Genomic DNA, 12896 nt, shown 5'->3' on the forward strand with positions numbered 1-12896 from the left:
ACTGCGCACTTAGGCACAACACTTTAGTAGAAACAATAAACGAGGTACAACATGAAAATCACTTTAACAATTAATGGCACAGATATTACTTTTGAACCAACAAAATTAGCTTATAACACGTATATCAACGATATCACGATGAACGACAAAATTGCGCCTGCAACTAACTTTTTACGTCGTACGGTTTTGGCTGATGATAAAGAGAAGTTAAATGAAATTTTGGATACATATGTTGGGGCGGCATTACAAATTATTGAAAAAGTTATTAAGCAATACGCACCGGATTTGGAAATTGAAGTAAAAAACTAAACAAGCGGGTAAAGAAGATTGAGCAAAATTCGTTAGAACAACTCTTGATCTTGCGTCGCTACTATTTGCCGGCAGAGGATGACAGTAGCGAAAATTTAGCCCGCGCGGCGTGGTTAGACAATCATTTAGCAGAGGCAATGGCGGCAGCAGTAGCAAATGGTATAGGTAAGGCGTTTAAAGGTGTTAAATAATGTCATCATCATTAGATTTTACAATTAAATTAACTGATCGCGTAACAGCACCGCTTAAGCGTGTACAGTCTCAATTTAAGTCATTTAATGCCACTGCTGCAAGTTCATTTAAAAAAGTCGGTGGCGGCAGCATCGCCCTTTTTGCCGTTGCCAAATCAATTACCGGGTTGTTATCTCCGGCCGAAGAAATGGATAGAGCACTAAAAAACGCTAGTTTGGGCGGTGTTTCGTCAATTAATGAGCTGCGCACAGCAGCCAAAAAATTTAGTGCGGAATACGGCACTAGTGCTATTGATTTTGTTAACTCAGCATCATCAATTAAAGGGGCGCTGTCTGGTATTAGTGATGCCGATGTACCGCAAGCTGTTGCTGCGATGAATATGTTATCAAAAGCCACGGGTGACAGTGTTGAAACGTCAACCGGCTACATCGAACAGATGGCAGCAAACTACAAAGGCGCTGTGAATAAAATCGGGCATCTAAATTTTGCGCGACACGCTGCCGGTATTGTTGCATACGCTAAAAATAATTTTAACGTGTCAACTCAGCAGCTACAAAATATGATGCTAAAAACCAAGGGGACAGCCGCGAATAATGGCGTAAGCATGGCTGAACAAAGTGTGGTTTTGGGTATGGCAAGTAAAAGCCTTGGGGCGGGCGCTGCTGGTTCGTATGCTGCACTGTATAAAAACTTAGGAAAAGCGGGGAAAGAGTTAGGGCTGTCGTTCGCTGACGCTAACGGCAAAATGCTATCAATGCCGGAAATTATTGCAAAAATACAGGGCAAGTTTGGCAAAGATTTATCAAAGAACATTAAAGCACAAGAAGCGTTGGATAAAGCGTTTGGTGCCGGTGCTGATATTGTAAAAACATTGGCAAATAATTCCGATGAATTTAATCAACACATGACAGAAATTGGTAAAGGTCAAAACTTTAAACTAATGCAAAAAATGGCTCAGGGTAATGTTAAACCGTTGGAGCGCATTAATGCTCAATTTATGAATATTAAAGAATCTATCGGCCGGGCATTGCTGCCGGTTTTAATGCCTGTCATGAACGCTATTAGTGGCATTATCGGCAAATTTGCAAAATGGTTAGAAATGTTTCCGAATATTGCCAAGTGGATCGGTATTATCACTATTGCGCTGATAAGTTTAGCTGGTATTGCTGCTGTGTTTGCAATTATTTCAGGTGTTATATCGTTGCTACTCTCCCCTATTACTCTGATTATTATCGGCATAGCAGCGGTAATTGCGTTGTGCTGGGTATTTCGTAAGCAGATTAGTAATGCGATTGATTGGGTAATTGAAAAGGTAAAATCGCTATGGTCGGCGTTTAGTGAAACGTGGGTGTTTAAGATGATTGCGGGGTCATTAAAATTCATCGGTAAAGTATTTTTGCTGCTTTGGAAAATCGTTAAATTTGGGATCAAGGTTTGGGTATCTCTGTTTGTTTGGTTGAAGGACACCGTTGTATCTGCATTTTCCGATGCTATTACATTAGTCTCTCAATTTTGGGACTATATGAAAGATACTTTATATATTCAATTGTGGATTGAATCGTTCAATCTATTATCTGATTTTGTTTGTGGTGTTTTTGAGTTTATCGGCGATACATTTATATCAACAATCGATGATTTAACAGCCGGATGGGATAGTTTTGTTGAGTTTTTTACTGATGCTGACGCATTTTCAAAAGTCGGCGATGCATTGAAAGAAGCGTTTTGGGGCGTTTTTAAAATCATTCAAAACAAAGGAATAGATGTTATTAATACAATTATCGATGGGTTAAATTACATTCCCGGGGTTAACATTGAACTGCTTGAATACGAAAAAATCGACGCACCCGAGCAATCCCCTGTTAGCACTGCAAAATCGCCGATTACAAGCACCCTTGTACGTGATATCGATCATGGTGGATTATCAAAAGAGATTCAGAACAGTAAATCACAAAATATTGATAATAGTAAGAATATTCAATCAGTATCAATCTATAATTCGCAGCCGATGACGCCCGCGCAACTGCAAGAGTGGGAGCAACTTTATGCCGGATAAGTATTTTGATTTACTCATTACTGATCGTAATTTTACGCTCAATGCGGGCTATGAGCCAAATTTGGCAAAAAATCAGCAAAGCATCGGTCAAGATATTAAACATGCAATTATTGAAAGCGGTTTAGCTACTGAATTAGTTGCTGAGCGCTCGCCGACTATGCGGTATGACGTGTTTACTAGGATCATTCTGTTAGTTGAAAGCGACCGCCGCATTGTGCCGGGAACAGCACACATCAAAGAAGAGACGGCGGAAAGGCTTTATCTGACCGCTGACACTTATGATTTTGGAAAAATTGGAGTATCGATCGATGGCTGATTATCAAAAAATGTTTGAAAAAATTCTACACGATCACGGTATGCCAGTTGACGAAAACGCTGCCCGTAAAGAGTTCGAAGAATTGACAAAAGCAGAGGGGTTAATCACCAATACATCGAAATATTCTCCGTTTTGGCGTTTGATGTCGGCTATCGTTATAAAGCCTTATGTTTGGCTAAAAGATGCATTTATCAAAAATGTATTAATGAATATGTTTTTAATGACTGCAAGCGGTCAGTTTTTAGATCTGTTTGCTAATGCGGTTAATTTAGAGCGTAAACCCGCAACATTAGCCGCGGGTGAGATTTTATTCACTAAAGCAAATAAAAATCAGGCGGTTGTTATACCTGTGGGCACGGTGATCAGCTCGCCAGAGATTAACGGCGTTACATATCAATTACAAACTACTCAAGAGTATAGCATACCGGCGGGTGTTGAAACTGCACGCATTCCGGTAGTGGCGGTTGGTAGCGGTGAAAACTATAACTTGGCTGCTGGTTATTATCGTTTTTTAGTTGAACAGATAGACGGTGTAACTGTTACTAATGACGATAACTGGTTGATATCGCCGGGGGCTAATATTGAATCAGATGATGATTTAAGAGATAGAACCAAAAACCAGTATAACTTTGTTGGCCACTATCACACTGATGCCGTATATCGTGGCATTGTGACAACAATTACAGGTATTTCAACAAAACAAGTCTATTTTGTGCATGATGCGCCGCGTGGTCCGGGTACAGCTAACTTATATTTGTTACTGAATGACGGTGTAGATTCAAAATATTTTATCGATAAGGTAAATAACTACATTATGGGGCAAGGTTACCGAGGCCATGGCGACGATCTGCGGTGCTTTGCTGTACCAGACAAAAAAATTGATATTGCTGTTACGTTATATTTTGAACGTGAACAACAACCGATCGATATTAATCAATATGTATTAAACGTTGAGCATTTTATACGTTGTGCCTTTCGTCAGAATAACGACTATAACGTAACGCAAGTAAATGCGTATTCACGGTTTAGCATCTCAAAATTAAACGAAGAATTACACGAACAATTTAACGAGTTACATTCGATTGTATTTAACATCGGCGACATTGTCAGCGAGCTAGAAGTGCCAAGACTTCGAACTCTAACAATTAATACTGAGGTCGCAGAATGAAACTAAAAATCAAGCTGCCTTTTTGGATGAACAAGGGCGAGCCGTTAAAGCTTGCTAATGCCGCGGCTCGATACTGGGAAAGAATGTATCAATGGTTAAAATTCCCCGTTATGCAGTTCGACCCATTGACGTGCGACGAGCGATTGTTATTTCTATATGCATATCAACGCGATGTTAAACGATTAAATAGTGAGCCATTAGCACTATATCGAAAACGCATTAAATACGCATACGCTAATGCCGCCGATTCTGGATCCGTTGTTGGGTTTAAAAATATATTTGAGCGTTTAGAAATTGGTACAGTTCAAATACTGGAACGCCAGTACGGTTATGATTGGGACGTTATTATCTTGCGATTATCTGATAACCAGTTAACAAATAATCGTGAATTATTAACGGAAATTATCAGGCAATACGGCCGAACCTGTAGACGTTATTTTTTTGAAATTGTTCACGTGCAGCCGATGCGTTTTAGATGCGGCGAGTTCAATAATAATCAACATTACAACGGTTCTAAATTTGATTTTAAACGAATATATACCGCAACAGTAATTTTAAAAGCGGGCGGGTTTGGCGAAGTAAAAGAATTTAATGGAGTACAGCAATGAGTAAAACGGCAATAGTAAAAACAGGCGAACAGTTTTTTATAAAACAATTGAGCAAATCACAACCGATAAAGCTCGATCGAGTGATTTTTGCAAATATAAACGGCGTTAACGGTAATACAAATATAGACACTAACAGCAAAATGCCAGCCCAAAATCAAATTGTATATACAGCACCGGTCACACAATGCGGTTTACTAAATGATAAGACGGTAGTTTATTCTGTTATTTTAGACACGAGTGTCGGCGATTTTTCGTTTAATTATATCGGGCTAGTGAACTCTGAAACCGACACACTGTGCATGGTCATGCATACAGATTTAACGAAAAAAATTAAAACAGCTGGACAAAGACAAGGCAACACGATAACAGAGTCGATTTGGTTAGAAATTGATAACGCATCTGAGTCGACGGGTATTACTGTCAATGCTCAGACATGGCAGATCGATTATTCAAAACGATTAGCTGGTGAAGATGAGCGTATTCGATTAACTAATTATGATTTATATAATCGATTAGCCATTCATAGCGGTTTTACAATAACTAAGAATAATAATCAATTAACAGTATCTGCGGGGCTTGCGTATGTTGCGGGTTTGCGAGTTGAGCACATAGCGCAAAAAGCCGTGAAAGTTAAAAATAATCAATCGCTATATATTGACGCTTGGCTAGCTGGTACTGTAACCGGAGAGTGGTCTGTAAACTATAATTTAATTGCCGGCACTAATTTAAAAGATTACGAAAAAAACCGGTTTAAGCACTTTGTTGAGCGTGTAGCTTCAGTTGACGCAAACGGCAAGCTAGTTGTTGTTAAACCGAAGTCATTTATTACAACGTACGATCATGCAACGACTGAAAAAACGGGAATTGTTCGGCTCAACTCATCAACTAACAGCACCTCAGAAACAGAAGCAGCAACGCCGTTGGCAGTAAAAAAAGCATACGATTTAGCGGCGGGTGCGGTAAAAATATCTGGTGACGAAATGACGGGGCAATTACGTATGTCTGCTGAGTCGGCAGGTATTAAATTTAAATATGTAGATAGTAATAACGAGTTTGTATTGCGTACGCTGAGTAATAGTTTGTCGTTTATTTTTTACGACGAGCAAATAAAAAAATGGTCAACAAAATTAGCATATATAACAGATAAAAAACAATGGTGTTTTCTAGGTGTTGATGATGTCACAATTAACAATAAATCAGTGTTAAAAACGGGTGACTATGGTATCGGCGCGGCGACAGGTGCTATAGCTGAAAATTTTGACGATCATCTTGTTGGTGGATTTTATCAATGTAGAACAACGGATTTTTCAGATTTGCAACTGTCAGGTAATAGTACTGCAACATTATTAGCATATCCGAGTAATAGTTCAACTTGGAAAATTGAACAGCTATCAGTAGTTAACTCAAAAGAGCCGCGAATTTATTATCGTTGTGACACGAAAGAAGGAAAACAAAAATGGCACGAAGCAATTACAACAGCAAATATTAATTCCTATTTGCCAGCTCCTCCTCCCCCGCAAAATTGGTATAACGTAATGGGGCAACGAGGAGTAAATATAGTTTATACAAATACAACGGGGCGGCCCATTTTTGTAATGATTTCTATGTATCATCAATGGTCCGGAACTGAAACTCATATGACACTGTCAATTAACGGAATGGAATTTTTTGCATCTGCGGGCGGCGCCGGCAGCGGTAGCGCTAAAACCGTGACTATGTATATGCCGATCCCCGCGGGTTGTACATATAAAGTATCGGGATACGGGGATTTAACAAGATGGTTTGAGTTGAGGTGAAATCATGAAATATTATAAAGATAATAGTAATCAAGTTTATGCGTACTGCGCCGATGGTTCGCAAGATGAATTTATTCCCGCCGATCAAGTTGCGATAACAGAAAAAGAGGCATTAAAATTAGTTAAGCCGCAGCTGGCAGACATTCACTATCAGAATCAATCAATTAAAAATTCATTGTTTGACGAAGCGAGCAAAAAAATATCATTGCTACAAGATATTATTGAGCTAGATATGCAGAAGTCTAATGAAGAAGAACAACTGAAACGCTGGAAAAAATACCGCATTTTGTTAAATGATATTGATGTAACGCAAACAAAAATTAATTGGCCTAAAAAACCGGAGTAGTCGATCGTGTGGTGCGGTAAAACATTTTCATTAGCAAAATATCAACAGATGAATTTTGAGGTTGTAGCAATTGAGCCGTACAAAGTCACTAATAGCAAATTTTTATCACCCGAAGAAGCAATCAGGGCGTTATTAGCAAAAATCGACAGCATAACGCCGGTTGCTGTTATATTAATATCTTCAGTGACGGAAACCGGTTTTATTAATCAATTGGAAGCGTTAAGTAAGCGATGGGATTTGCCGGAAATCAATCGGGCACTGAGAACAGCTAAAACAGTGCAAGATTTAGATATAACAAAAATGGTTATACCGAACCCGGCAGATCGTAAAATTGTAAAGCAACTATCATCAAGTAACACGCGTGCAATTGTTAACAGTCAAACGTTAAAATCAGCACAAAAAGACGCTAAAGCGTCAATTGATAGCGTAATGAGTGAATTACAGCAGTTTGCACAGCAAAAAGAAGCGGTTTTAAACAAAGTTGCAAATAAAACGGCTTCGTTAACTGGCGGTAGTATTGATATAACGTTTTTTTACGGTTTTCCATGTGATCTCTATAAAGAGTTGCCAAATAAAGAGCATATTTTCACTTTTTTATTGGCATTTTCTGATAACAACTTAAAACCGATATTGGATTTAGTACATGATAGAAAACTCACAGATAAACACAAGTAACGGATCTGCTGGAAGTGTTGATAATATTGTGTTAGCACTGGATGGTGAATCAATTATATTAAAAAACCCGTCAATTTCTGCTGAGTATGATTTGCCGGAAGAGGACCAAAGCGGGCAATCTTCATCAACTCACAGCAGTGAAAAGGGCATCAAGCCGAAAAAATTAAATATTAATGGATTGATTGAATATTCAACACCGGATCGATTAAGTCGATTGATTGAATTGTCATATCAGACAGAGAAAGGCGGAGCTAAAAAGCTGTATCGTGTAGCAAATGCTACAGCTAACGTTATAAATTTACGTGAAGCTGTTTTTAGTGGCAAGATTTCGGTTTCTCCGCACTCTACGCTACTTGCGTGGCAAATCGGCTTTACATTATCAGAACGTAAATCAGTACCTGAAAAACGAGAGGCAAGAGCACAACAGCGAGCAGTTGAAAACGGTGACGAGAGTGTCGGCGCAATAATTGAAGAAGTACCAGCCGAGCATGAAGAAAAAGACGGGCTTTCTTGGTTTGAAGAAAATATTTTAGCTAAAGCTAATGATGTTATGGGCTAGTAAATGAAAATAAATAAACATGCAATTATTAATAATGAACGAGTTCAAATTATAGATTGTAATATTGTATTAGAACTAAACGCTTGTGGACGTGGTTTTATTGTTATTGCAGATAAAAAAACATCACTTAAAAACAAAGTAATAAAAATCAATATAGGCTATAACAATGACTTACAAAGATTTTTTACTGGCTATATCGAAAGCGAACAAACAACATCACGCAACACTAAAAAGCTGTTTATTCGTGAACTGATCGGTTGTTATCAACAAACAATTGGTTGTTCGTTTCAGCATCCAACATTAAAAGTTGTTGCTGATTATTTGACAGAAAAAAAGGGCTTGCAGTTCAATTTGCCGGCCGCTGATTATGTTAATAAAAAAATCCCACACTTTAAGCACGCAGGAACAGGATTTCATTTATTACAAGAAATCGGACGAGCGTTTAATATTCCAAATTATACATTTTTTCAGACGCCGGTTGGTGGTATTTATTGCGGTAGCTATGATGATAGCTATTTTAGTGATAAAGACATCAAGTTTGGCGATGATTTAAATAAAATCGCATCTTCAACCGCCGGATCTAACATTGTCGAAATTCCGTTAGTGCCAAAGCTACGCCCGGGCGTTAAAATTAACGGTAGAAAAGTATCAATTGTCAATTTGATTAGCGACAGCATGACAATAACCTTTGAAGACAATGCTGGGAAAAAATCAGCAACACGGCGACAAATTGAAAAAGAATTCCCAGAACTTGCCGATGGTTATCATCTGTCAAAAATGGCCAAGGTTGTAGCAATTTCTGACGAAACAAACTTAGGTGATATCTCTACCCCATTCCGTCCCAAGTACGCCGTTAATGTGCAGTTATTAGATGAAAACGGCAAAGAATCGACGACACCGGTTTATAAAGCGGTACCGTTGCCTGTTACAAATATAGGATCTGAGGGCGGGGCGTACCACTACCCAGAGGAGGGCACAGAAGTAGAAATAGGGTTTATTAACGGCAAGCCCGATCAGCCGGTTATACGAAACATTTACCCGAATAACAAAACAATGCCAAACCTCAAAAAGGACGAGCATTTATTGCAACAGCGTGCTGAGGTTTTTACAAAGATTGACAACGTCGGCAATATGATACGTGAAAGCGATCAGACTGTGACAGATAACGCCCGCGATTATTGTTTAAATAGCGATTCATCAACTGAAAAAACAACAACGAAAATAACAACAGTTAATGCTAATTATACTATCAACACGTACAGTAACTATAAGCTGTCTGCGAACACTATAACGCAACTTGCACTAAAGGATTATACAATTGGGACTAATTCGAATTTTGTGCAGTTTGTCGATATTGATTACTCATTAACAATAAACAACAATCAAACAATATCAGTAAAAAATAAAATTGATATTACAGCAAATAAAATTGATATCACAGCAAACAAAATCAAAGAACAGATTGAAACAATTCGCCAGAGTATTGCGGGTGCAAAGCAAGAAATTATCGCCCCTCAAGTTTGGATCGGTAGCGGTGAGATAAATGTATCGCAATTGATGCTTGATACGCTAGAGCTGATTGAGCGGCTGGCTGATTTAACAGCGCAGCATACACACCCAAACACAACCGCCCCAACTAATGCAGGCGCAATCACAGGCGTAAAAACAGATGCGATAAATCTAGATAAAAAATACTCGCCCGTGATTGCAAAATAATACGTTGTGCCCTCACCTCGCCCACAATCGTGGGCTTTTTTATAGTGAACCTCTATATAACTTTATTGCTTCTTCGATAACCATGCCTTGCGATTTGCCTGTGCTTTTGCTTAGCTCCGCAATCATCTCTATAGTTTCAATCGATAATTTATATCCTTTAGGTTTTACCCCTCTTTTTTCATCACTTCTTTTTTGAATTTCAGCCCTTGATAATGCCATATTTCCCGCCTTGATTTTTTATCAATCAGTTGTTATATTAAGGTCATCGGCGGGGTCGCACCCCCGCCTTTGATTGGAACTAGTAAACCGGTAGAGATACCGTTAATAGAACCAAGAGAATTAAGATCCGAATCATCTTCTTTCACCCTTAAGCCCCCATCGAAAGCTGGGGGTTTGCTTTATCAGCACCCCGCTGATGTTTACAATTATAGATGCACCTACCAATAAAGTCAACCCTTTTTTAGATATTTTTTTAAACAAAATAAAAATAAATCAATAACCCACCTGAACCATTGGCTATTTTTATATCTGAGTTATTAAAAAATAAATAATCGGGGACAAAATCGATCGTGTGACCTAATCTGTGCTACACCGCACCCGCCTACGAGGTTTGTACGTGAAATTTTTTTCAGTTAGATTTTATTACAAAACAAAGCTTAAAGGCTTATTGAAAAAAGGATCTTAAAGGATCATATAAAACTGAAATAAAAGAAATGCTTTTCAATATTTTTCAGTTTTTAACTTATAAAAAAGATCATATTAAATAATTAATATAATGATAAATAATAATATTTTTATTTTAGGTGATGTTTGGAACCTAGATCCCAAAATTAATAAAATATAATATTCATTTAATATCAATTTGTTATAAATTATTACAACTGAAATTTTATTACATTGGATAATATGAAAATATCAATATTAATAGATGAATCGTTTGATATAGAAAATTGTGAATCGGGTTATATCGTGGCACTTATGGTAAATGAGTGGTGGGTCTTTTTAAAAAAAGATTCTCTTGATCTAATCGGTGTATTTGAAACAATTCACGAAGTAAAGAATTTTATATCATCATTGATAATGCCAATTGACTGAACAATTATAAATTGCTCAGTCATAAATATCTTTTATTGAACGTGATTAATTGTTTCACGCAATAAATCATGAACACAAGTTATAGCGCATAGCGTGTCATTTCAATGTCAATGATTTTTATTTTGAATATGTAGGAATGGATTATATACGATTATAAAAAAATTGCACCGCCATTTTACCGCCACTTGTTATCATTCACTTCAGAAGTTGTTAGGTAAGTTGTTGATTTTTATGGAGGCGCGTCCCGGAGTCGAACCGAGGTAAACGGATTTGCAATCCGCAGCATGGCCACTCTGCCAACGCGCCTTAGTGGTCTGTCTGAATAGGCTGTAAATAGTAGCACTGCCTTGAATAATCGTCAAGATTAAATAGATTATAATTACAGCAATCACGTTGTTTTTAACTTATTTTTTTATAACCTAATTATTCGTGGCAAAAAATCTAGTGGTTCAATATATTTAAATAAAAATAATCTTCAAAGTTAATTAATAATAATTACAGCCTTATAACAATGATGTAAATAATAAAAATTACAAAATATTCCTTATGTTATCAAATAACTTTAAGCAGTGTAACTACCACCTAAAATAGTACAGCAAAAAAGTAGCTATTGATGCCCCTTTCTCATGATCGGCAGAATTTTCATAATTAGAGCCCCTCTCGTCTTTGCATATGTAAAAAACATACTAATTAATATCGCGCGCTTACTGTCGTAACTAGCACTCTTGCTTTTAACTTCTCACAATATTACCGTAATACATCAAGCGTTATTTCCGACAATAATAACTTTTCGAATTTCGGTGCAACATCTCTATTAATTATCCCGCTAGTAACATCATGCGTTCTATCTGTATAATCAACATCCGCAAACCAACGTTCTAGTCAATAACCAAACACGTCATTATTCATGATGGTTTTCTAAGTTGCTTTCCCTCGCAGAGAAATATTATTTGCCAATATTCTTTAACTTCTAGTAATTTATCTCTAGCTTCAGATAGTGAAATTTCACCCTGTTTTCCAAACATCATTATTTCTCTTCTTTCGTTAATACGATAATCATAACGAAGCACTATTGTCTCCGTTTTTAATACTACAACATACAAACAGTCAGGGTCTGGAATTTTATACTACTTATCTTTAGGTTTTATTCATTTTAGCTTTGTTTCTGTTAACATAAAACACCTCGATACCGTCAGCATTGTCGGTACTTTTGATAAGATGTTTATATCAAACGTTAATACTATCAACATTACCGACAAAAAATATAAGCTAAAATGAGAAGATATAAGATTGATTGAGGCTAAAAAGCCTTGTTATACAAGGCTTCAGATTGATGACAAACCTCGATATAATTCGGGGTTTATTTTTTTATTTAAACCATAAATAGGCTTTTTAATTTGGATTTTATTAAATAAATTAAAAAATAGCTTAAAAAAACGTAACAAAAATAGCTTTATCGCTATTTTCTTGATATTTTGAGCCGTTGCGGCCAATAAACACTGCATTTGAACCTGCGCTCTTCCTCTAAATCGTGCATAGCGATGTCCGTGATGTTGTTTAGCATCAGCAAAGCTGCGCTCTATCGTTTCTTTTCGCCGAGCATAGACTTTTTTACCCCACTGACTTAAACGAATCTCGTTGGCTTTCTCTTTATCTGCTTCCCAGATATGCCGTGTGATGACTTTCTGTGTATTTTTACTCTGTGTACACTGTGACAATAACGGACAGATTTTGCAGGTTGTTGCATCAGAATGATAATGACGATAACCTTCCCTGCTGGTAGTTTTATATTTTAATGTTTGCCCGTTTGGGCAAGTATAAGTATCGTTTTGACTGTTATAGATAAACTGCTTTTTTCTGATGGGATTCGCACCATGGGTGGGACGACGATAACCCAACACCGGATATATCTGCTCTGCCAGCAGTAAATGGCAAATGGGAGCCGTAAAATAACCCGCATCAAGGCCGACACCAACCGGATTAAAGCCAAACCGCTCTAACTGGCGTTTTAATCGAGCCATGTAAGGCTGGGGATCATGGATATTTCCAGCTGTGACATAGGT

15 protein-coding genes and 1 tRNA gene are annotated in these 12896 nt (G+C 37.5%); 12 read left to right on the plus strand and 4 right to left on the minus strand.

What is annotated here, in order from left to right:
* Positions 1-51: 51 nt before the first annotated feature.
* Genes A9G40_RS02350 through A9G40_RS02395 form a run of 11 tightly spaced genes read left to right on the plus strand, consistent with a single transcriptional unit; the run spans position 52 to position 9738 of the window.
* Positions 52-309 (plus strand): putative phage tail assembly chaperone, encoded by a 258-nt coding sequence (locus A9G40_RS02350; protein ID WP_065581747.1) that lies wholly within the window; start codon positions 52-54, stop codon positions 307-309.
* 44 nt (positions 310-353) lie between these two features.
* Positions 354-500: a DUF6890 family protein gene (locus A9G40_RS14885; RefSeq protein WP_218057917.1), complete on the plus strand. Its 147-nt coding sequence runs from the start codon at positions 354-356 to the stop codon at positions 498-500.
* Positions 500-2554, plus strand: coding sequence for a phage tail tape measure protein (locus A9G40_RS02355; protein ID WP_065581748.1), 2055 nt, complete (start codon positions 500-502; stop codon positions 2552-2554). Before A9G40_RS14885 ends, A9G40_RS02355 begins: the two co-directional genes overlap by 1 nt.
* Positions 2544-2870 carry a DUF2590 family protein gene (locus A9G40_RS02360; protein ID WP_065581749.1) on the plus strand — a complete coding sequence of 109 codons (327 nt, stop codon included), beginning with the start codon at positions 2544-2546 and terminating at the stop codon, positions 2868-2870. Before A9G40_RS02355 ends, A9G40_RS02360 begins: the two co-directional genes overlap by 11 nt.
* Complete coding sequence (locus A9G40_RS02365; protein WP_065581750.1) at positions 2863-4038, plus strand: baseplate J/gp47 family protein; 1176 nt, start codon at positions 2863-2865, stop codon at positions 4036-4038. The genes A9G40_RS02360 and A9G40_RS02365 overlap by 8 nt, the downstream gene beginning before the upstream one ends.
* Entirely contained in the window at positions 4035-4646 is a 612-nt protein-coding gene (locus tag A9G40_RS02370; RefSeq protein ID WP_065581751.1) for a phage tail protein, read from the plus strand. The genes A9G40_RS02365 and A9G40_RS02370 overlap by 4 nt, the downstream gene beginning before the upstream one ends.
* Positions 4643-6442 carry a phage tail-collar fiber domain-containing protein gene (locus tag A9G40_RS02375; RefSeq protein ID WP_065581752.1) on the plus strand — a complete coding sequence of 600 codons (1800 nt, stop codon included), beginning with the start codon at positions 4643-4645 and terminating at the stop codon, positions 6440-6442. The genes A9G40_RS02370 and A9G40_RS02375 overlap by 4 nt, the downstream gene beginning before the upstream one ends.
* A 4-nt stretch (positions 6443-6446) precedes the next feature.
* Complete coding sequence (locus A9G40_RS02380; protein WP_065581753.1) at positions 6447-6788, plus strand: tail fiber assembly protein; 342 nt, start codon at positions 6447-6449, stop codon at positions 6786-6788.
* A 6-nt stretch (positions 6789-6794) separates the two neighbouring features.
* Complete coding sequence (locus A9G40_RS02385) at positions 6795-7463, plus strand: hypothetical protein (protein ID WP_065581754.1); 669 nt, start codon at positions 6795-6797, stop codon at positions 7461-7463.
* Positions 7432-8022: a baseplate complex protein gene (locus A9G40_RS02390; RefSeq protein WP_065581755.1), complete on the plus strand. Its 591-nt coding sequence runs from the start codon at positions 7432-7434 to the stop codon at positions 8020-8022. The genes A9G40_RS02385 and A9G40_RS02390 overlap by 32 nt, the downstream gene beginning before the upstream one ends.
* 3 nt (positions 8023-8025) lie before the next feature.
* Positions 8026-9738, plus strand: a complete 1713-nt coding sequence (locus tag A9G40_RS02395; protein WP_065581756.1) for a hypothetical protein — start codon at positions 8026-8028, stop codon at positions 9736-9738.
* Between the two features lie 39 nt (positions 9739-9777).
* On the opposite strand, the gene A9G40_RS02400 is transcribed toward A9G40_RS02395, so the two are convergent.
* On the minus strand, positions 9778-9957 hold the full coding sequence (locus A9G40_RS02400) for a hypothetical protein (RefSeq protein ID WP_065581757.1): 180 nt from the start codon (positions 9955-9957) through the stop codon (positions 9778-9780).
* Positions 9958-10644: 687 nt separating this feature from the next.
* On the opposite strand from A9G40_RS02400, the gene A9G40_RS14890 reads away from it, so the two are divergent.
* On the plus strand, positions 10645-10833 hold the full coding sequence (locus A9G40_RS14890) for a hypothetical protein (RefSeq protein WP_065581758.1): 189 nt from the start codon (positions 10645-10647) through the stop codon (positions 10831-10833).
* Between the two features lie 232 nt (positions 10834-11065).
* On the opposite strand, the gene A9G40_RS02410 is transcribed toward A9G40_RS14890, so the two are convergent.
* From A9G40_RS02410 to A9G40_RS02415, 3 genes are all read right to left on the minus strand, one after another.
* Positions 11066-11139, minus strand: a tRNA-Cys gene (locus A9G40_RS02410).
* Positions 11140-11738: 599 nt separating this feature from the next.
* Positions 11739-11954, minus strand: a complete 216-nt coding sequence (locus A9G40_RS14550; protein ID WP_335340074.1) for an Arm DNA-binding domain-containing protein — start codon at positions 11952-11954, stop codon at positions 11739-11741.
* Positions 11955-12158: 204 nt separating this feature from the next.
* Positions 12159-12896, minus strand: a 738-nt coding sequence (locus A9G40_RS02415) for a transposase (protein WP_141675168.1), incomplete at its 5' end; no start/stop codon positions are given.

Origin of the sequence: Gilliamella sp. Nev3-1 (assembly GCF_001690435.1) — a bacterium.
GTDB lineage: Bacteria > Pseudomonadota > Gammaproteobacteria > Enterobacterales > Orbaceae > Gilliamella > Gilliamella apicola_C.